This is a genomic window from Lysinibacillus sphaericus, from assembly GCF_005217585.1.
GTDB lineage: Bacteria > Bacillota > Bacilli > Bacillales_A > Planococcaceae > Lysinibacillus > Lysinibacillus sphaericus.
The window spans coordinates 363,193-385,043 of record NZ_SZPT01000001.1 but is presented as its reverse complement, the minus strand read 5'-3'; the positions used below and the strand labels follow the sequence as shown (position 1 = coordinate 385,043).

19 protein-coding genes and 1 other annotated feature are annotated in these 21,851 nt (G+C 39.1%); of the genes, 3 read left to right on the top strand and 16 right to left on the bottom strand.

Going from position 1 to position 21,851, the window contains the following annotated elements:
- Positions 1-38 precede the first annotated feature (38 nt).
- Entirely contained in the window at positions 39-1,619 is a 1,581-nt protein-coding gene (locus tag FC748_RS01830) for an N-acetylmuramoyl-L-alanine amidase family protein (protein ID WP_025220096.1), read from the top strand.
- Between the two features lie 54 nt (positions 1,620-1,673).
- On the opposite strand, the gene FC748_RS01825 is transcribed toward FC748_RS01830, so the two are convergent.
- From FC748_RS01825 to FC748_RS01800, 6 genes are all read right to left on the bottom strand, one after another.
- The gene (locus FC748_RS01825; RefSeq protein ID WP_108029843.1) at positions 1,674-1,883 is read right to left on the bottom strand and encodes a DUF2642 domain-containing protein; all 210 of its coding nucleotides are present in this window, start codon (positions 1,881-1,883) and stop codon (positions 1,674-1,676) included.
- Positions 1,884-1,953: 70 nt separating this feature from the next.
- Positions 1,954-2,394 carry a D-aminoacyl-tRNA deacylase gene (dtd, locus tag FC748_RS01820; RefSeq protein ID WP_108029844.1) on the bottom strand — a complete coding sequence of 147 codons (441 nt, stop codon included), beginning with the start codon at positions 2,392-2,394 and terminating at the stop codon, positions 1,954-1,956.
- 52 nt (positions 2,395-2,446) lie between these two features.
- Complete coding sequence (locus tag FC748_RS01815) at positions 2,447-4,642, bottom strand: RelA/SpoT family protein (RefSeq protein ID WP_024363150.1); 2,196 nt, start codon at positions 4,640-4,642, stop codon at positions 2,447-2,449.
- Between the two features lie 206 nt (positions 4,643-4,848).
- Positions 4,849-5,763: a pseudouridine-5'-phosphate glycosidase gene (locus FC748_RS01810; RefSeq protein ID WP_108029845.1), complete on the bottom strand. Its 915-nt coding sequence runs from the start codon at positions 5,761-5,763 to the stop codon at positions 4,849-4,851.
- Between the two features lie 4 nt (positions 5,764-5,767).
- On the bottom strand, positions 5,768-6,859 hold the full coding sequence (locus FC748_RS01805) for a carbohydrate kinase (protein ID WP_036205294.1): 1,092 nt from the start codon (positions 6,857-6,859) through the stop codon (positions 5,768-5,770).
- 195 nt (positions 6,860-7,054) lie between these two features.
- Entirely contained in the window at positions 7,055-8,323 is a 1,269-nt protein-coding gene (locus FC748_RS01800; protein ID WP_108029846.1) for an MFS transporter, read from the bottom strand.
- Positions 8,324-8,496: 173 nt separating this feature from the next.
- On the opposite strand from FC748_RS01800, the gene FC748_RS01795 reads away from it, so the two are divergent.
- Positions 8,497-8,955 carry a MarR family winged helix-turn-helix transcriptional regulator gene (locus tag FC748_RS01795; RefSeq protein ID WP_024363154.1) on the top strand — a complete coding sequence of 153 codons (459 nt, stop codon included), beginning with the start codon at positions 8,497-8,499 and terminating at the stop codon, positions 8,953-8,955.
- Positions 8,956-9,031: 76 nt separating this feature from the next.
- Here the strand turns inward: FC748_RS01795 and FC748_RS01790 are convergent, their stop codons facing one another.
- The 9 genes from FC748_RS01790 to FC748_RS01750 all read right to left on the bottom strand — a co-directional run bounded on the left by FC748_RS01790 (position 9,032) and on the right by FC748_RS01750 (position 18,632).
- Entirely contained in the window at positions 9,032-9,544 is a 513-nt protein-coding gene (locus FC748_RS01790) for an adenine phosphoribosyltransferase (protein ID WP_024363155.1), read from the bottom strand.
- A 14-nt stretch (positions 9,545-9,558) separates the two neighbouring features.
- Positions 9,559-11,898: a single-stranded-DNA-specific exonuclease RecJ gene (recJ, locus tag FC748_RS01785; RefSeq protein WP_029747278.1), complete on the bottom strand. Its 2,340-nt coding sequence runs from the start codon at positions 11,896-11,898 to the stop codon at positions 9,559-9,561.
- A 186-nt stretch (positions 11,899-12,084) separates the two neighbouring features.
- A complete protein-coding gene (gene trpA / locus FC748_RS01780; protein WP_108029847.1) occupies positions 12,085-12,879 on the bottom strand; it encodes a tryptophan synthase subunit alpha in 795 nt (264 codons plus the stop codon).
- Complete coding sequence (trpB, locus tag FC748_RS01775; protein WP_108029848.1) at positions 12,876-14,084, bottom strand: tryptophan synthase subunit beta; 1,209 nt, start codon at positions 14,082-14,084, stop codon at positions 12,876-12,878. The genes trpA and trpB overlap by 4 nt, the downstream gene beginning before the upstream one ends.
- A complete protein-coding gene (locus FC748_RS01770; protein ID WP_108029849.1) occupies positions 14,084-14,698 on the bottom strand; it encodes a phosphoribosylanthranilate isomerase in 615 nt (204 codons plus the stop codon). The genes trpB and FC748_RS01770 overlap by 1 nt, the downstream gene beginning before the upstream one ends.
- Positions 14,695-15,486 (bottom strand): indole-3-glycerol phosphate synthase TrpC, encoded by a 792-nt coding sequence (gene trpC, locus FC748_RS01765; RefSeq protein ID WP_024363159.1) that lies wholly within the window; start codon positions 15,484-15,486, stop codon positions 14,695-14,697. Before trpC ends, FC748_RS01770 begins: the two co-directional genes overlap by 4 nt.
- The gene (gene trpD / locus FC748_RS01760) at positions 15,483-16,514 is read right to left on the bottom strand and encodes an anthranilate phosphoribosyltransferase (RefSeq protein ID WP_108030023.1); all 1,032 of its coding nucleotides are present in this window, start codon (positions 16,512-16,514) and stop codon (positions 15,483-15,485) included. Before trpD ends, trpC begins: the two co-directional genes overlap by 4 nt.
- A complete protein-coding gene (locus tag FC748_RS01755; protein ID WP_108029850.1) occupies positions 16,514-17,878 on the bottom strand; it encodes a chorismate-binding protein in 1,365 nt (454 codons plus the stop codon). The genes trpD and FC748_RS01755 overlap by 1 nt, the downstream gene beginning before the upstream one ends.
- Positions 17,879-17,979: 101 nt before the next feature.
- Positions 17,980-18,294, bottom strand: a binding site (T-box leader).
- A 149-nt stretch (positions 18,295-18,443) separates the two neighbouring features.
- Positions 18,444-18,632, bottom strand: coding sequence for a hypothetical protein (locus FC748_RS01750; RefSeq protein WP_108029851.1), 189 nt, complete (start codon positions 18,630-18,632; stop codon positions 18,444-18,446).
- 107 nt (positions 18,633-18,739) lie between these two features.
- Here FC748_RS01750 and FC748_RS01745 point away from each other — a divergent pair, with 107 nt between their 5' ends.
- A complete protein-coding gene (locus FC748_RS01745; protein ID WP_108029852.1) occupies positions 18,740-19,441 on the top strand; it encodes a hypothetical protein in 702 nt (233 codons plus the stop codon).
- Between the two features lie 130 nt (positions 19,442-19,571).
- Here FC748_RS01745 and secDF read toward each other — a convergent pair whose 3' ends face one another.
- Positions 19,572-21,839, bottom strand: a complete 2,268-nt coding sequence (secDF, locus tag FC748_RS01740) for a protein translocase subunit SecDF (protein ID WP_108029853.1) — start codon at positions 21,837-21,839, stop codon at positions 19,572-19,574.
- Between the last annotated feature and the right edge of the window lie 12 nt (positions 21,840-21,851).

Below are 21,851 nucleotides of genomic sequence, written 5' to 3'. Positions count from 1 at the left end.
AAAACATGGTAAAATAGCACAAGAAAAGGAGGGGTTCGATGACGACAAAACTTATACATAAAACCATTATCTTTGTCTTATTATTAGCATTTATGATACCACATATCAGCGACAAAGAACTAGCGCTTGCCGATACAAGTGATTTAAAAGTAACTGGAACCATACTTCATTTACGCGAAGGACCTGGGCTCTCTTACCCCATTATTACCACATTAGAAGAAGGCGATTCATTAACATCTATCGGTCGCGAGGGAGACTGGATTCAAGTAAAAACAGGCGATTACGAAGGATGGGTAGCTTCATGGCTAACAGCATCCATAAATGAGCAACAAACAATAGATAAAACTGTTATTTCCCAAGTTGATCGTCTAAACATTCGTACGGAACCAGATATTGCGTCCCCTGTTCTTGGACAACTGTCAACAGGTAATCAAGCCACATTAATAACAGAACATGGTGAATGGGCGAAGATTAATTGGAATGGACTAATTGGTTGGGTATCTTCAGACTATGTGACGATTAATGAAAAAACGGAAAAAACAACAACTGAACCAGTAGTTGAAGTGTCTACAACAACCGAATCAAAAGGGACTACTTTTACGATTTTAGTCGATACGTTAAATGTCCGAAAAAAAGCTGATTTAACATCCAAAATTTTAGGGACTGTTTCCAAAGGACAATCTTTTAAGGTGCTTGCTCAAGAGCACAATTGGGTGCAAATTCAGTATAGTAATAAAAAAGCCGGTTGGGTTTATAGTTTCTATGGGACATTTTCAAATGCGGTAAAAACGACTTCGAAAACAACAACATCATCTTCTTCATCAACGCTTGAATCTGTCACAATTATTTATAATGGCACCAACTTACGCACAGATGCGACAACCACTGCGGAGGTTGTGCAACGTGTAGATGCAGGTGAAACTTTTCCCATTGTAGGTGCTAAAGATGATTTTTATGAAATTCAATTAGGCGATAAAACCGCTTTCGTTGCCAATTGGGTTGTGACCACTTCACAAAATAATGCAGCGACAAAAACAACTAACAAAACAAAGTCTGAGCCTCGAAAAAACGGGACTTTAAATGGACTAACAATTGTTGTAGACCCTGGGCATGGTGGTAATGACCATGGGACGACTGGACAGCGCGGTACTGATGAAAAAGACATTACTTTGAAAACGGCATCCCTGCTTGCTTCCAAGTTAAGTGCAGCAGGTGCAAATGTTGTCATGACACGTGAATCAGATGAATATGTTGCACTTCGCAAACGTGTGTCTATTGCTCACCAGCATGATGCAGACGCTTTTATCAGTATTCACTATGATGCGACTGACAATAGCTCAATTTCTGGCTTTACCTCCTATTATTTAAACAACAATCAAAAAGGGCTTGCTGAAGCCATACACAATGGGCTAGCTAGCAAAATCAACTTAAAAGATCGTGGTACACAACAAGGAAATTATTTAGTACTACGTGAAAATCGACAAAAAGCAGTGCTGATCGAACTCGGTTTTTTAAGTAATGCCAATGAAGAAAGAGTTATTACAACAGCTAAATTCCGAGAACAAGCCTCACTTGGCATTTATCAAGGCATTTTAGATTATTTTGATGCAAACGAATAAAAAAAACCTTCATTTTCTAATTAAAGAAAATGAAGGTTTTTATATGTGATTTACTTATGTTATCGCTAATGTGACCCATACAATTTCCTCCATGCGAATAAAGAAGGGTGTGCGATTAATTTCGATAACGATATGGTCTGGTAATATGGAGGTCAACTTACCTTGCTGAATATTCTTCTTCGTTTGAACAACGATCATTTGGCCAATCATCAGTTTCAGTGTTTCATATAAATAAGGATTCGACATCCTTCCTATTTGCGTCATCGAAATTACACTTCCTTCCCACATTTAGCCATTCTTTTTAGTATATGAAGGAATGCTAGACAATGTACCTCTATTTTGACTCAAGTAGAATTGTAACAGGTCCATCATTTGTCAATGCCACATCCATCATAGCACCAAAAATTCCTGTCTCCACCTGTAGACCATAGCCTCGTAATGCATCATTAAATGCCTCCCACAAAGGGGCCGCCATTTCTGGTCTTGCCGCACTTATAAAGCTTGGACGATTGCCCTTTTTCGTATCTCCATACAATGTAAATTGAGACACTGATAGGATTGCCCCACCATGCTCCAAAATAGAGTGATTCATTTTCCCTTCACTATCTTCCCACAAGCGTAGATTAGCGACTTTTTTTGCTAGATAGGCCACGTCTTCGGTTGTATCGTCATGTGTAATGCCTACAAGAAGCACATAGCCGCTATCAATAGCACCTGTTACTTCTCCTTGTACCGTAACAGATGCAGCCTTACTCCGCTGTAAAACTACTTTCATAATGTTAAACCCCTCAATCTATAAAAAATCTACACTATTCTTTTCTCAGCCTTTAGTTAATTACACGCTGCACAGAATATATATCAGGTGTTTGTTTTATACGTTCAACAACCTTATGCAAATGAGAAATATTTGAAATTGAAATCGTTAGGTGAATAGTGGCGATTTTATCACGATCAGCACGGCCGCTCACAGCTAAAATGTTCGTTTTCGTCTCGCTGACGATTTGCATAATTTCATTTAAAATACCAGGTCTATCAAAGGCAGATACCTCAATATCGACAGGATACTCTTTTTTCTCAGGTGTAAGCCCATTCTCCCATTCAACTTCAATAATACGTTCCTGCTCATCCTCAATTTGGATGTTTGGACAATCTGCACGGTGTACAGAAACACCTCGTCCTTTCGTAATAAAACCGACAATGTCATCACCCGGCACTGGTGTACAGCAACGAGACAATCGAATGAGCATATTGTCAATTCCTTTTACAATAACGCCAGACTCTGTGCGCTTTTGCGGAATTGGATTTTTCATTTTTTGCTCAATTTTTTCAAGTGCTTCTTCTTGTTCACGCTCTTTACGACGTTTTTCAGCTAAACGATTAACAACTTGTTGCGCTGTAATACCATTTACACCAACTGCGGCATATAAATCTTCTTCATTCGTGTAATTAAATTTATCGCAGACACGTTTTAAGTTTTCCGCTGACATTGTTTCTTTCATGTCGAAATCTTGCGCGCGTATTTCTTTTTCAATCATCTCTTTGCCTTTGATGATATTTTCTTCACGAAGATGACGCTTGAAAAATTGCTTAATTTTGTTTTTTGCTTGGGATGATTGAGCAATTTTTAGCCAGTCACGACTCGGGCCGAAAGATTGTTTTGATGTTAATATTTCAATAATATCACCCGTTTTTAATGGTGTATCGAGCGGCACCATCTTGCCATTAATTTTTGCACCGATTGTACGATTACCGACTTCTGAATGCACACGGTATGCGAAATCGATAGGTACAGAACCAGCTGGCAATTCTATTACATCCCCTTCTGGTGTAAACACGTACACCATATCAGAGAATAAATCGAATTTTAAAGATTCCATGAACTCCTCGGCATTTGAAGACTCGTTTTGGAATTCTAATATTTCCCTAAACCAAGTTAATTTTTGATCGACATTTTGTTTTTCAATATCAATCTTTTTACCTTCTTTATAAGCCCAGTGAGCTGCAATCCCGTATTCGGCAATTTTATGCATTTCTTTTGTACGGATTTGTACTTCTAGTGGATCACCGTATGGACCAATGACCGTTGTATGCAATGATTGATATAAGTTTTGCTTTGGCATTGCAATATAATCTTTAAAACGCCCAGGCATCGGCTTCCATAATGTATGCACAATACCTAACACTGCATAGCAATCTTTTATGCTATCAACTAAAACGCGAATGGCTAACAAATCATAAATTTCGTTAAATTGCTTTTTTTGAAGCACCATTTTACGATAGATACTGTATATATGTTTCGGACGACCATAAATATCCGCATCGATTTCCACTTCAGAAAGTTGGGATTTCATTTCTCCCATAACATTGTCTAAATAAGCCTCACGTTCATCTCGCTTCTTCTTCATTAGACTGACAATACGGTAATATTGCTGTGGATTTAAATAACGTAGTGCAGTATCCTCCAGCTCCCATTTTACTGTCGAAATTCCTAGACGATGTGCAAGGGGAGCAAAAATTTCAAGCGTTTCTTTTGAAATACGGCGTTGTTTTTCAGCAGGTAAATGCTTTAAGGTACGCATATTATGCAAACGATCCGCAAGCTTAATTAAGATAACACGAATATCCTGTGCCATAGCGACAAACATTTTACGGTGATTTTCCGCCTGCTGTGCTTCTTTCGATAAATATTTTATTTTCCCCAGCTTCGTCACACCATCAACGAGCATTGCTACTTCCTCGCCAAATTCACGGACTAGGTCATCACGTGTAAATTCCGTATCTTCGACAACATCGTGTAAAAAGCCTGCTGCCACAGTTTCTGGATCCATTTGTAATTCAGCTAAAATACCGGCAACTTGCACTGGGTGAATAATATACGGTTCACCAGAGCTACGGAATTGCTCAATATGCGCATCTCTTGCCAATTCATATGCTTTTTTCACGAATGCGACATTTTCCTCATTCATGTAGGATTTGACTAACTCAAAAACGTCCTCAGGAGTCAAAATTTGCTCTTTCGCCATAACATGTCCACCTTGCTCGTCAAATTTTTCAGATTAGATATAAACTTAATTGTATAAAAAATAGAGGGCGATTGTAAAGGGACTGTGTCATATAGTTTAGATAATATCGTGAACAAGTTTTATAAATGGAAAAAATATTCATTATTATAAATAAAAAGACCCTTTGCTAGGCTGATTTGCTTCGCAAAGAGTCTTTCATTTACTTGTTAGTTTGCTTTGTTGTAAGCCACTGCAATTTTCGCACCAACTACTGCATTGTTTTTCACTAATGCGATATTGGCATCAAGGCTCTTACCTGCTGTTAACTCTTTTACTTTACCAAGTAAGAATGGTGTTACGTTTTTACCTTGGATACCATTTTCTTCAGCTTCTTGTAAAGCCTTTTCAATAATGCTTGTGATAAATTTATGCTCTAGTGCATCCGCTTCAGGGATAGGGTTTGCAATAACTGCGCCACCTTGTAAGCCTAAATCCCACTTAGCACGCAACATTGCTGCAACTTCTTCTGGTGTATCTAGTTTAAAGTTGACATCAAATCCGCTTTGGCGAGTGTAGAATGCTGGAAGCTCAGACGTGCCATATCCGACTACTGGTACACCTTTTGTTTCAAGATATTCTAATGTTAAACCGATATCTAAAATAGATTTCGCACCTGCACAAATAACAGCTACATTTGTTTGTGCTAATTCTTCTAAGTCTGCTGAAATATCCATTGTTGTTTCAGCACCACGGTGTACGCCTCCGATACCACCTGTAACGAAAATGTCAATACCTGCAAGCTCAGCGCAAATCATTGTTGCAGCAACTGTTGTCGCACCTAATTTTTTCGTAGCCAATAAATAGCCTAAATCGCGACGAGAAGTTTTTGCAACACCTTGTGCATTCCCAAACATTTCAAGTTCTTCGTCAGATAAACCGATTTTAATTTTCCCATCAATCAGCGCGATTGTTGCAGGCACCGCACCGTTATCACGAATAATTTGCTCTACTTCACGTGCCGTTTGTACGTTTTGAGGATATGGCATACCATGTGAAATGATTGTTGACTCTAATGCAACAATTGGTAGTCCTTGTGCTTGTCCAGCTTTTACTTCTTCTGATAATACGATGAATTCTTTCATGATGTTATTCCTCCATTTCACTTTTCAACAATTCTTCTGATAGTTCAGGTCTTACTGTATATGGGGATGCCAGTGTATTTTTGGCATTCGTTAAGCCTGCGTCTATGCAAACTTCAAACGATTGCCCCCTTAACCAACTATGAATGACAGCACTTACAAAAGCGTCACCCGCGCCCGTTACATCTTCAATTTTCTTTATTGCTTTCGCAGTAAAATGACGTGGTGGACTAGTGGTAGAGGCAGCATAGACTCCTTTGCTACCTGCCGTAATAATGACATGCTCTGCTCCTAATTGTAGAAGCTTTTGAATCGCTTTGTCATAGTTTGCCTCGGTATTGATTGTATGACCTACAATCGTCTCTGCTTCGTCCGTATTACATATAAACCACGTCACACCTTGCAATGTATCCGGTAATCGATTCATTTTGGGAGAAGATACAGGAACGATAACAAATGGAATAGCGCGCGCAATCGCGACTTGTTGGATATACACTACCGTTTCTTTCGGGCAATTTAAATCCATAATAAAGCAGCCAGCATTCATAAGCATTGCCTCGTATTTCTTTAACAAACTCGGCAACAATAAATCATAAACTTCCATATTTGCCACAGCTAATGCAAGCTCACCTTGCTCGTCCATAATCGCCGTATAAGAACCAGTTGAAGCATCTGGTAACTGCTCGACATAGCGCAAATTCATAAATGATTCTGATGCTTCTTGGATTACTTGCCAATCCGCATCTTTCCCTGCTGTCGTTAATAACGTCACCTGATGATTAAGTCGGCCTAAATTTTCCGCAATATTGCGTCCAACTCCACCTACACTGAATGAGGAACTAGCAGGATTCGAAGTACCTAATTGAACAGTCCCTTTTACATGAAATTTGCGATCGAGATTGGCGCCACCGATACAAATAATTTCATTTTCCTCAGGTAAAATATAAGCACGGCCAACAATTTTCCCTTGCTTCGTTAAGCTCGACACTAAGTTCGCAAGTACTGGACGGGACAGATTCATCTTATCTGCCATCTCTTGCTGAGACATAAACGGATTTTTGCGAATTAAAGCCAGTACCGCTTGTTCTCTTTCATTCATAGCATCACCTTTTATTATATTTGTTTGTATTATAAACTTTTGTTTGAGCGAAGTCAAAACATTTCATACGATTTGTTTAAAGCTTCCCACTTCTATATTTTCCCTTCAAATAAAATGCAAATATTTTCAATAAAAAATAGCACACTAGATTAATTTTCTAGCGTACTATTTGTCCGTTCCATATTGTTTATACTATTATGCTGTATCAGCATTATGCATGACATTCGGTACTTGTTTTTTTACAATGATGACAAACAAACCAGCGAAAACACAAAAAACGCCAGCCAAGAAAAATGCCCAAGTATAAGAATTGAAAAGTTTATAGATAAGACCTCCCCCATATGCTGCTACTGCTGCACCTGCCTGATGGGAAGCGAATATCCAGCCATAAATAACTCCGCTTTTTTGGGTACCAAAAATTTGCCTTGAGATACTAACAGTTGGCGGTACAGTTGCAATCCAATCTAGTCCATAAAAGACAGTAAACATGATGAGCAATGGTAAAGAGCCTTGCACTAATGCATACGGCAGTAAAACTAAGGAAGCCCCCCGTAAAAGATAATACCAAAATAGTAACCAACGATTATCGAAGCGATCCGATAACCAGCCTGATAATGTTGTTCCTACTAGATTAAAAATTCCCATGAAGGATAGAAAAGATGCTGCTGTTACTAACGGAATACCGAAACTAATACAATACGATACAAAATGTGTACCTATTAAGCCACTAGTCGATAATCCACAAATAAAGAAACTACCAGCCAAAAGCCAAAATGCTTTCACTTTCACAGCCTCAAATAAACCATTAAAGGCAATAACGATTGGATTTTTCTTATTTTCTACTACATCTACCAATCGTTCTTCGTCAAGACCATATGCAAGAAGCCCCACATCCATCGGTTTATTTTTCATAAACAATGCAATAATCATTAACATGATCGAACTTAACACAATGATTAATGCAATTGCCCAACGCCATGAGTAATTTTCAATCATCATCGCTAAAATTGGTAGCAGTACTAATTGGCCTGTTGCAGTACTAGCTGTTAGTATTCCTAATGCAAGCCCTCTTCTTTTCTCAAACCAATGATTCGCCACAAAAGGACTTAATACTGTTAAAAAGAGACTAGCTCCTAAACCAATAATAAAGCCCCAAATTATCATTAATTGCCATGCTTGTTGCATCAACAATGTGAGCGAGATCCCTATGACTAATATTATCATCGCAGCTAACATCATTTTCTTTAATCCAATCACTTCAAGTAGTGCTGCCATAAATGGGCCTGAAATGCCATATAAAAAAAGGCTGATGGCAAAAGCCATTGCAATGATTGAACGATCCCAGCCAAACTCCTGTTCAAACGGACCAATAAAAACACCGGATGAAGATAAAGTAATACCCGCTACAATAATGGAGAAAAAAGTAATCGCTAAAACAAACCAGCTGTAATGAATACGTTTCATAAAGCCACCTACATTCTCAGATAATGTAACACTTTAAGGATATTTTCATATAAAATAAAAATACATGTATATACATATATAATAATAACTTGTTATTTTTTATGTCAAGAAATATTTTCCATTTAAGTGCTATAATATAAACAATTAAAAAACATAAAAGGAGAGCTTATTTGATGGAGAAAGTATACACAGACATTGACTATACTCAAATTTGCGTATGTACAAATCTTAGAAAGAAGACTAGAGTTGTAACGCAGTTATACGATAAAATTCTTGAACCTACTAATTTAAAAGTTACGCAATACGCTCTGTTAGCCAATATAGCAAAGCATCAAGCCGTTTCAGTTAGTCAACTAGGCATTATTCTTTCACTTGACCAGACGACAATAACCCGCAATGTCAATCTTTTGAAAAAAAATGGCTATGTGGCTATTACCCAAGATTCCCAAGATGGCCGAACAAAAATTATCTCCCTAACTACTACCGGCCTGGAAAAACTAAATGAAGCAACACCTATTTGGAAAGACTTACAGGAAAAAATCATCCATGATATTGGATTCGAACAATATATAAATTTTTATAACACGCTCCAAAAAATACAAAAAGTAGTGAAATCCTATGAAAAAAGGTAGACTCGAATTGTGTTCAAATTGTTTGCGTGCCTGACACCAAAAAAGGCTGCCCACTTTGGGACAGCCTTTTTGGTTATTAATATTGAATTAAAGTTTTTACACTTAAATCGCCAAGTTTTGCACGGCCATTTAGTTCTTTTAGCTCGATTAGGAATGCACAGCCAACAACTTCTCCACCTAATTGTTGAATTAAGCGTACTGTTGCCTCGACTGTACCACCAGTAGCTAGTAAATCATCACAGATAAGTACTTTCTGACCTGGTTTGATGGCATCTTTATGCATTGTTAAAGTATCTTTACCATACTCTAAACCGTAATCTGCACTAATGACTTCACGTGGCAATTTTCCTGGTTTACGAACTGGCGCAAAGCCAATTTCAAGCGCATAGGCAACTGGGCAACCGATAATGAAACCACGTGCTTCAGGACCTACAATAATTTCTGCGCCTACTTCCTTAGCATAAGCTACGATTTGATCTGTTGCATATTTGTAAGCTGGACCGTTATCCATAATTGTTGTAATATCCTTGAAGCTGATGCCTTCTTTTGGCCAGTTCTCAACTGTTGTCACGTATTGCTTTAAATCCATAGTTCTTGCTCCTCCTACGAAACTGTATTCGCATATAAATTTAATCGTTCATCAAACCATTGCTTTAACTCTATATATGGCGCATAGACAAGTTTTTGCTCTATTTCAATCTGTTCAGAACGTTGTTTGTAAGACGGTGCCTCAGTTAATGCCGTTTTTGGCGCATTCACGTTGACAGTCGTCAGTCCACTCTCCATTCTAACAAAATTAAGCTCAAAAAACACCTGTGTCATAAATTTTAATGCTTCTAATGGCCAACCAGTATGTTTGGCTAAATCCGGTAAATGCATGTCTAGTGGGAATGCAGGACGTTGCTTTAAAAATTTATAGTACCACGCAAACTGCTCACGTGTAGGTATGCCATTAAAGTACTGGGAATCTGGCATGTAGAAATGGGCATAAATACGTGTAGGTGCTGTTTTGCTTAACACATTTTCTAATAATTGAACATTGTGCGGTAAATCTAGCAACACAATATAATCTGTTTGCTCTACATTGGACAGCTCAGCATCTACTAACTGAATTGACACACCAAGCAATGAATGATAATAGCTGATTGTCTCAGGACGAAACGCCAAAAAGACCGCTTCCTCTTTTGGTACCGTGTGTAACCATCGAGATGTTTGGCGTATGCCACGAATATCGAATAATTGCCACTCTGTCGTTTGAACATCTTCAATCATAAACTGTGGCTTTTTACGTCCTTGCCATTCATTAATTTGAAGATCGCCAGTAAACGACACTTTAATACCGTAAGTCAGCTCATGGTATAAATGACCTTTGTTAAATCCTACACTATCCAATTTTTCAAGACCGTCAGTTAATTCCATTTTAATGTGATTTTCTGCAGCACCAATTTTTCGCATCGATGCGATTTCCACATCCTCAAGTACATATACTGGCTTTGGAAAATCAGTGCCAAAGGGACCGAGCATGGCAATTTCTTCAATAGCATCTGCGGAAATCTCATCAATTTTAAGTGGTATATCAATAGAAAGAACTGGCGTTAATTGCTCTTCGGTTAAACAAGCTCTTGCTTGCGCATCCAAGCGTGCGCGCAGTTCATCAACGTGCTCTAATGGCAATGTCATCCCCGCTGCCATCGGATGCCCGCCAAAATGCGGTAAAATATCTCTATTTTTCGCCAATTCATTGTATAAATGGAACCCTTCAATACTACGGGCTGACCCCTTTGCTGTCCCTTTCTCAAAATCTAGTGACAGTACAATTGTTGGACGATAATAAAGTTCAACAAGTCTAGATGCGACAATCCCTACAACACCAGCATTCCAGCCTTCCCCTGCAACAACTAACACAAGAGAATCACCAATTTTCTTATCTGCTTCAATGAAGGCAATCGCTTCATCGGTAATACTTTTCACAATATCTTTACGTTCTGCATTACATCCATTTAGTTGTTTGGCTAATGCTGTCGCCTTTGCTGTATCCTCTGCCATGAGCAACTCAACAGCTGGCGATGCTTCACCTAGACGCCCAACTGCATTTAAGCGCGGCCCAAAGTAAAAGCCGATTGTTTCCTCATTAATTGTAGCTTGTTCCGCACTTGCCACCTCACATAACGCTTGAATCCATGGACTAAGTGAACGACGCATTTCCTCAATACCACGCTTTACAAGATAACGATTTTCATCCACTAACGGAACTAAATCTGCAACCGTACCAATTGCTACAAATTCAAATAAATGGGTTGGCAGCTCACCATAAAGGGCATGTGCTAATTTAAACGCCACGCCAACACCTGCTAACTCACCAAATGGATAATGTCCTTCAGGTACACGCGGATGTAAAATGATATCTGCTTGCGGTAACTCCTCCCCTGGCTCATGGTGATCTGTCACGATGACATCCATTCCAAGTTCTTTGGCCACTCGGATTGGCTCAATCCCAGAGATACCGTTATCAACCGTTAGTATTAATTGAACGCCCTCTTCATGGGCTTCACGAAATAATGCTTCACTCGGACCATAGCCATGTAAAAAGCGATTCGGTATTTTAAAGGACACATCTGCGCCAAGGTCTAGTAAGACATGGAGCATTACCGTCGTACTTGTTACACCATCCGCGTCATAGTCTCCGTACACTAATATTTTCTCGTTATTTTCAAGCGCTTGTTGAATGCGCGCTACCGCTTCTGCCATACCATGCATTAAAAATGGGTCGTGAATATTTGCTTCTGTCATATTTAATAAGCTTTCTGCATCAGCTGATGTTGTACAGCCTCGTGCTGCTAAAATTTTTGCCGCAATAGCAGAAAGTTGTAAGTCATTTTGTAATGTTTGGACAAGTTGTGCGTCTGGACGCTCGACCTGCCATCTTTTTTTCGATAAAATCATTTTCTCACTTCCTCACGAAGGCTATTATACCGAAAATCGCGCCTATACGCACTATTCACTAGCTTACTAGTTTATCCAAATTGCATCAATGTTCTAAGATAACGTTTTTTGCATCCATAATAAAAAGCCTACTCTAAAAAAGAGTAGACTCGGTGCCAGGCACGCAAACAATTCTCACACAATTTGCTATAAAGGCGTTGACGTCTCAATCGTTCCTTTTGAGGCAGCGACTAATGCTTCGACCTTCGCAACGTTGCCTTTATGCAAGGCCTCTACTATTGTACTGCCTACAATGACGCCGTCCCCAAGTGCTCCCATGCTCACAACTTGTTGTGGTGTTGAAATACCAAAGCCAGCTAATACCGGTATGTGACACATCTCTCGCAGACGTTGAAAATGCCCTTCTAAATCATCCGCAAAACTTGCACGTGCTCCCGTAATGCCGTTCACCGTTACAGCATAGACAAAGCCTTGACTAGCCGCTGCAATACGAGCAATTCGCTCTGGTGGACTTGTTAATGATACAAGCTGCACAATATCCACACCATGGGGATTTAACGTTTGACGCAGTATGGCACTTTCTTCAAGTGGTACGTCAGGGACGATTAATCCTTTGACACCCCCTGCCACACAAGCACTAGCAAATTGCTCTAAGCCATAAGCTAAAACAGGGTTAAAATAGGTCATCACGACTAATGGCACAGTAATTTCTTGACGGAATGATGCAAGTGTCTCTAAAACATTACGCAATGTTACACCTTCTGCTAATGCGCGTTCACCAGCCTGCTCAATAGTAGGACCGTCTGCAACAGGATCGGTAAAAGGAATTCCGATCTCAATAGCTGTTACCCCCATTTTTTGTAGCGACAAGATTGTGGGCTTTACTGTACTAAGTCCTCCATCCCCCGCCATAATATAGGGCACAAAAGCTTTATTCCCTGCATTTTTTACTTGTTCAATTGCCTGTTGTAAATTGGTCATGATTGCTCACCTCCAAGTACTGCACGTACCGTATGGACATCCTTATCCCCGCGACCCGATAAACAAACAACAATAATATCATCTGCATCCATTTCTTGTGCAATCTTCGCAGTATAGGCAATGGCGTGAGCACTTTCTAATGCAGGTAATATTCCTTCCGTCCGACTTAGTAATTGTAAACCTTCAAGCGCCTCAGTATCTGTGATCGAATCAAACTTTGCTCGACCAATATCATGCAAATAACAATGTTCAGGCCCCTTACCAGGATAATCAAGGCCAGCCGAAATGGAATGAGCCTCCTGCACAAAACCATTGTCATCTTGCAGTAAATACATATACGCTCCGTGTAGAACGCCTAACTGCCCACCAGCAATAGCTGCTGCATGCTTTCCAGTGTCAATACCACTGCCAGCTGCTTCTACACCATATAATGCGACCGCTTCATCATCTACAAATGGATGGAACATGCCAATCGCATTGCTACCACCGCCTATACATGCGACTATTGCATCGGGTAAACGCCCTTCTTTTTCCAGTATTTGCGTTCTTGTCTCCACACCAATGATCCGTTGGAAATCACGTACAATTTTTGGAAATGGATGTGGCCCTAGAGCGGAACCTAAAATATAATGTGTATCTTCAACATTCGTCACCCAATAACGTAGGGCAGCATTGACAGCATCTTTTAATGTTTTTGACCCTGTCTCTACAGACTCTACCTTTGTGCCAAGTAACTCCATACGGAAAACATTTAATTGCTGTCGTTTAATATCTTCTGCACCCATAAATACGACACATTCCAAATTCAATAAAGCACAAGCAGTCGCTGTCGCTACACCATGTTGCCCTGCACCTGTTTCCGCGACGATTTTCTTTTTTCCCATACGCTTAGCAAGAAGTGCTTGGCCAATCGCATTATTAATCTTATGTGCGCCTGTATGGTTTAAATCTTCACGTTTTAAATAAATTTTGGCACCACCAAGCTCATTCGTTAAATTTTCAGCAAAGTACAGTGGTGTCTCACGTCCTACATATTCCTTTAAATAATAAGCTAACTCGTTCGTAAATGCCTGATCTGCCATCGCTTCATCAAATGCTGCTTCTAATTCAATTAATGCTGTCATTAAAGTTTCTGGGACATACTGCCCACCAAATTTTCCGTAGCGACCTTCCTTTGTTGGTACGCTATTTGCCAATGAATGCATTATACTCTCCCCCTCTTTACTGCTTGTAGAAATGCTGCTATTTTTGCTGTATCCTTACTACCCTCTGTTTCCACGCCACTTGAAACATCTACCATACAAGGTGATACGAGTGACAGTGCCTCTTGAATATTGTCTAATTTTAAACCACCAGCTAAAATTAGCTTATGTTGTGGAATACCAGCAGCTTCAAGTAATGTCCAATCAAATGTATGCCCACTACCACCTTTATAATCTGTGCCAGGTGCATCAAATAAGTAATAATCCACATCGTAGTTAGTAGCTGCCTGCACATCTTCAACGCAATGCACAGACAAAGCCTTAATGGATGGATAGCCTTGTTGGATAATAAACGCTGGAGATTCCTCCCCATGATACTGTACATAATCCAATGGCACAGTTAATACTGCCGAACGTAATTCTTCAGGCGTTGGATTGACAAAGACACCAATTTTCTTTATTCCATCGGGTACATGTTTGGCCAATTGTTGCGCTTGTTCAATGGTTACTTGACGTTTGCTTGGCGCAAAGACAAAACCGATGGCATCTGCACCTGCCTGCACTGCGGCTTGCACATGCTGGACTTCTTTCAAACCACAAATTTTCACTTTCGTCATAGTGATGCACCTGCTTTATTTACTTGTAATTGTTGAAGTGCTACACCTGCATCTCCACTGCGCATTAATGACTCTCCTACAAGAACAGCACTTGCTCCCATCGCTGCAACCTTTTTGGCATCATCACTATGCCAAATTCCGCTCTCGCTAATAAGCATACGTTGCTCCCCAAATGGAAAGACTTTTGCAATTTCTCTTGTTCGCTCTAAATCCACTTCAAATGTACGCAAATCTCGGTTATTGACCCCAATTAGCTTTGCCCCAACAGCGAGTGCTCGTTCAAGCTCTTCAATATCGTGCACTTCGACTAATACTTCAAGACCTAAACTTGTGGCGAAGCGATATAAATCTTGTAACATTACATCGTCAAGTGCTGCAACGATAAGTAAAATGATTGATGCTCCAGCAGCCTTCGCAAAGCGAATTTGCACACGGTCAATCATAAAGTCTTTACACAGAAGTGGCGTTTGAACCGCCTTCGCAACGGCTGCTAAATCTTCAAACGAGCCTTGAAAAAACATTTTATCTGTTAAAACCGAAATGGCGGCTGCACCAGCTTGTGCATAAATTTTTGCCTGTTTTACTGGATTAGCGCCCTCTGCAATAAGACCTTTGGATGGAGATGCGCGTTTCATTTCGGCGATAACTTGTAACGTATCAGCAGACTTTAACGTTGCAAAAAGAGCGTTACGTTTTATCTCGTTGCAATTGGCTAATGGATCTGGCTGTGTAAGCAATGCGTCTACTTCTATTTTCTTCTGTTCAATTATTTTTGTTAATATATTCATAGCCCAATCTCCACTTCTTTTATTTTTTCACTAAAGGCAACAACTGCCTCTAATTTCTGCAATGCACGGCCGCTGAAAATACTATCTTTTGCCATTTCAACACCTTCTTGAACGGTTTGTGCTGTTCCTTGGCTGAACAAACCTATTGCGGCATTTAACAATACCGTATCGAAATAGGCACTTTGTTCACCAGCGAGTAATTTACGCATAATAGTTGCATTTTCATCAGCTTTGCCACCGCGTATCGCTTCTAGGGGTGCATAGTGTAGCCCGACATCTTCTGCTGTTAAGGCAAATGGAATTAAGTCACCTTTATCTACTAAGATGGCTGTATTTTGACCGGCAAGTGATGCTTCATCTAACCCTTTCGGACCAGAAACGACAATCGCCCGCTCCCGTCCAAGCATTTGTAAAACAGAGGCATATTCCATTACAAAGTTGGGACGATTAATGCCCGTAAATTGTGTGGCTAAAGGGACGGGATTTGTCAGTGGGCCGACAAGATTAAAAATAGTAGGCTTTCCTAAGGCACGTCGTACTTCCCCAATACGTTTTAATTTCGGATGGACATTTGGAGCATATAAAAAGGCAATTCCTTCTGTTTCTAAAAGTGTCAGTGTTTGTTCAATCGATATATTCGTATGAATACCTAAAGCCTCTAACACATCTGCACTACCTGATGCAGAAGAAATTTTGCGATTCCCGTGCTTCGCCATTTTAACGCCTGCTCCTGCCAAGACAAAGGCTGATGCAGTACTAATATTAAATGTATTTAAGCCGTCTCCGCCTGTACCACAGTTATCCATATAAACCCCAGCTTCTGCTGGCACTTGGAGCGCAAACGAACGCATTACTGTTGCTAATGCTGCAACTTCATGTGCCGTTTCACCCTTTGCAGATAAGGCTATTAAAAATTGGGCGATAGCATCTTTTGGCGTCTCCTGTTGGAACATCCATTGAGCTGCTTCAATCATTTCTTCATACATTAAATGCTGTCGTTGCTGTACCTTTTGTTGTATACTGTCCATCATTTAGCCCCACCTTCATATTCTAAATGTTGTAAAAACAACTGTTGTTCTGCTGTTACATGTGTCAATACACTGCCGACATTTGAATATTTAGTTACCATAACAGTGGATTGTGTATGCATCTTTTCGTTTTCCACTACAATGGATTTGCCTGTTAATGAAAAATCTAAATGCCCATTAAACCCTATAAATCCAATAGCTCCACCAAAAACACCTGCTGTTTGAGCTGTTTTTTCTACTGTTTGCTCGTTTGCGATATTAATAGATGCGAATGTTGGCATCATAGCAGCCAATACATCTACTGCATGAAGCATCGGTAAGCGCTGCCCCTCCAGACGTGATGTCATATGCATGGCTTGCTTTGACCGCTCAATTTTCATCGTTTCAACTAGCTTGATAGAATCAGGGAAACAAACAGTGGCTAGTTTTTGTTGTACAGCCGAAACAAGACTTGCATGCGATTTCCTTACCTCAGCATTTTCATATAGCTGACGTTCATTATCTAAATCTTCTACGTTTGTTGCACCTCGTGCACAAGAGCCTTCCGTTGGCGTCGCAATGACATGTTCATCTTGTACTCGAACTAAACTTTCAGGTGATGTTCCCAGCACAATATGATCATCGAAAGTGACAAAATACATGTACGGCGCAGGCGTTTTTTTACGTAATTGGCGATAGAGCGCCAATGCATCTCCTTGTATATTGGCAATAAAGCGTTTGGACAGAACAACACGTGTATGCTCTTCGCTTAACGTCTTAGTTAACGATGTCACAGTGGATTCAAGTTCTTGATTTGATAGCGTTGTTAGTCCATCATAACTCCATGTAGTATCCTCCCCTTCATTGCCCGTTAACAACTGGTGAGCTAGCTCCTCTAAATTTGGCTCTTTTTTTTCTGCATCGATGTTCGTATGAATGCAAGTCACCTCATCCGTTAGATGGTCAAACACAATAATGGTTTCATAGACATGGAAATGAACATCTGGTAGTTCTAACATTCCTTGATGATTTAAAACGATGTTCGTTGCATTACTACCAATATAACCAACGGCACCACCTGAAAAAGGAAATTCGGTTGTATTAGAAATACGTGGCATCAAGCGCTTCAACAGTACAAAAAGATCACCTTTATGTGTATACGTTTTTCCTGTTTTATAGGAATATTCCTCTATCTCATCGCCCACACCTTTATAGGTTTTTCGTGGATTAGCGCCGATAAAAGAATAACGTCCTGCGCCTTCATGCTGTGCTGAACTCTCCAGTAAAAATTTATGGGTGCCTTGCAAGCGTCTAAAAATTAAGATTGGTGTTAATGAATCCCCATTGATTGTTTTCATCTTTGTTCTTGAACTGGTTGTTTGCATATCGACAAAACCCCTTTATTAAAATAAATTTGCATATACGAGTTGGGAAAAGCATCAAAACAAAACAAAAAAGCCCTCTGCAAAAAGGAAAATTCCTAATTACAGAGGACGATCATGACCGCGTTGCCACCTCATATTAGAGCTAAAAAGCTCTCACTTATGTGCTTCAACCATTTTATCGTAAATTAAATCAATCGCTGTGGTTTCAGGCGAAGGATTTTCAGGCATGCGCCGAATCAACAGCTGTGTAAGACACAACCGTCATGATGGAAGCACCCCCGATAACGTGGGGAATCCGTTTGCTATTATATAGCAACTCTCATAAGTCCATTCACATAAGCTACAAATCAGTTTACACCGACCACTGACTCTCTACATTGCACACTTATGCTACTACTCTTATTCAACAATTTCTCAGCTATTCTCATCTATGCTCTGCTCATCTGTTCTAAGGTCGATCTCGCTCCCGAGACCTTCTACCATATACCGAACGAAAAGTTAGCCTTATTCTATGCCAACCTACAATAATTGTCAACCAATTCTGATAAAAAGATTAAAAAGCTGCTTATTTCTTGTTGTATTTGTGAGGCACTTTCATTGTTTTTACGAGATAAAACAGACCGACAAACAAAAACATAACCCCAAAAATATCCAATACAATATTTTTAAACAATTCATCTTTTACTGTTGTATTTAAAAAGAAAGAGCCCACCAGTACAATCAATAAACTTAATACGATTTTCAGCAATTTCATCGAAAATTCCTCCTATAAAATCACTTTTTGGTTTATTTTATCGTATTTATTATATATAATTTTTATATCATATTTATAGTCTTTTTAATTAAGAAAGGAGTATAATCATGAAAAAATTGTTAAATTCCACATTGTTAATTCTACTAGTATTTTTTAATTTCTCTCCCCCATTAGCAATAGCAGAAGTAACAACCAACAATAAAAACTTTATCTTAACCGACACTGCAAATAATGAAACTTTCAATGTCACAATAAATATTAATAACGCTATAAAAACGGTGATTGTAGATGACGGATACATAACTGAAAACATTGTTTACGACACAATAAAAAATGAAATGCTTTTAAACGGTGAAAAAATACCTGATGAAATAGTAAATTCTTTAAAACAATTTGCAGAAATTGAAAAAGAAGATACTATAATCAATTACTCTCAATCTCCACTCTTACAAAACCATAGACCAATTCCTTTATCAATTGACCAAGGAGCTGGAATTGGTTCAACATGGGTCTATGAATTTACAAACTATGGACAGATTAATGTAACTGGCTTAACTAAAGCTGCACTAATAGGAGCACTGGCCGCAATACTTACAAAAAATGTAATAGTAGGTGTTCTAGCTTCTATAGCAACAGCAATTTTTTCCTCAGTTTCTTCTGAAAGAGGTAGTGTATATTACAAACACATTAGATATACCAAACCTCACGAACAGTTTCCTTTACTATACAAAAGATATAAAGAAGAAGTATATTTTTATAAATATTCACAGTACACGGGACTAATTAGGCACGAAATAATCTATCATTGACACTATAAAGTACCATAATTAAATACATTGATATTTTCAACAAAAGTTTCAATAATTAGTAAAACTACTAATCCTAACATTAAAAAAGAGCCATCTCAACTGATGTTGAGATGGCTCTTTTAAGTATTTATTAAACAGTCGGCTCGTCTGTTCCCCATTGTTTTTTCTCTTTTTTACGCAGTTGACCATCTGATTTTTTCATCTCACGTACTTTTAATGAGTACCAGATTTGGGCTGCGATACAGATAGAAGAATACATACCTGTAATTAAACCGATTAACAATGCGATAGAGAACGTTTCAATAGATGGTGCACCGAAAATAAGGAGTGACACGACTACGATAATTACAGTTAACACCGTATTCACCGAACGTCCCATCGTTTGACGCAACGATTTATTAACAATGTTCGCTAATACTTCACGGTCTTTAATTGTATCATATTGCGCTAAGTTTTCACGCATCCGGTCAAATGTAACAATTGTATCGTTAATGGAGTAACCAACAATTGTCAGTACGGCAGCAATAAACGTAATATCCACTTCTAAGCGCATAAAGCTAAAGACAGCGATAATTAAGAATACATCATGTAGCAGTGACATAATCGCACCTACACCCATACGCCATTCAAATCGAATGGCTACATAAATGATGATGCCAAGTGCAGCAAGTGATAATGCTTTAATCGCATTTTTCACTAGCTCTTTACCGATAGTTGGAGAAACTGTACTTACTCCAGGCTCATGGCCATATTTCTCACCAACTACCTTTTTGAATTTTAAAATGTCGCTTTGTGATAAGTCATCTTTATAACGGATAACCGCCATGTTATTTTTCTCACCTGAAAGCACGATATCATCAGATGGGAAACCGATGCTAGTCACATATTTTGAAACTTCTTCTTTCGTTAAAGTTTGATCTGCTTCAATTTGCGCTCGTGTACCACTTGAGAAGTCAATACCAAGATTTAAACGGAAAATCCCTAGTACAACAATCCCTGCTACAAAAATAGCTAACGAGAACGTATAGAACTTTTTACGGTTGTGTACAAAGTCGAAACGATCAAATTTAGTTGATAAATTTAATGTACCGATATTTTCATCTAAGCTATGTTGTTTCGATTTTGGGATACCAAACCATGCTGGGTTATTGAAATAACCACTATTTACAAGTAACCCTAGTAGTACACGTGAACCCCACACAGCCGTTAGGAAGCTTAGTAAAATACTAATGATTAATGTTGTAGCAAATCCTTTAACAGAGCTTGTCCCGAAGTAGAATAATACGGCTGCAGCTAATAATGTTGTTAACTGTGCATCGACAATCGCTGATAAAGATTGTTTTGAACCAAGCTGGAATGCTTGTTTAACCGAATAACCAACACGCAGCTCTTCTCGAATACGTTCTGCCGCTAGAATATTCGCATCCACAGCCATCCCTATTCCGAGCACAATCGCTGCAATACCTGGCAATGTCAATACGGCATTAATCCAGTCGAACACAACAAGAACTAAGAATGTAAAAATAGCAAGTGTAATGATTGAGATAAAGCCCGGTAAACGGTAGTAGAATAGCATAAATAGGAAAATAACAATTACGCCTACAATACCTGCAAACACTGTACTTTTCAATGCTTGGTCACCGAATTGTGCGCCCACTGATGTAGAATAAATCTCATCAAGCTTCACAGGAAGTGCACCAGCATTTAAAATGCCTGCTAAATTTTTAGTTTCTTCAACTGTAAAATTACCGCTGATCATAACATCCGTTGTATTTAATGTTTGGCTCACTGTTGCTGCAGAAGCATAGCGAGGCTTCGCTTTTTGTGATTCCGCTTTATAAGAATCGACACCCTCTTCAAAGTCTAGCCATACAACAAGTAAATTTTGACCTTGTGGTTTGGCAGCAATTTTACTTGTAATATCTGCAAATTTTTTCGCATCTTTTAACGTTAGCGAAACAATTGGACGGTTTTGTTGGTCAAAGGAATCCTTTGCACCATCAGCTTTTAAATCATCACCATCTAATAATAAATTATCATCGACATCACGGAATGTTAAATTCGCAGATGTAGATAACATTTTACGAGCAGATTCTTGGTCTTCAACCCCCGCTAATTGCACACGAATACGGTTTTTGTCTTCAACCTGAATGCTTGGTTCACTTACCCCAATTGCATTGACACGGTTACCAAGAGCAGTTGCCGTTGCAGTTACAACTTCTGGTGTGATTTTTTGTCCTTCTTTTAATTCATTGACCTCATAAAGTACCTCAAACCCGCCTTGTAAATCAAGACCAAGCTTAATGTCCTTTAAGACGCCATCTACAGTCGTACCCATGGAAGCTGCAAATAGCACCAAAAGTAGCACGAATGCAACAATTCGACTTCTTAATTTCATCTATAAATCCTC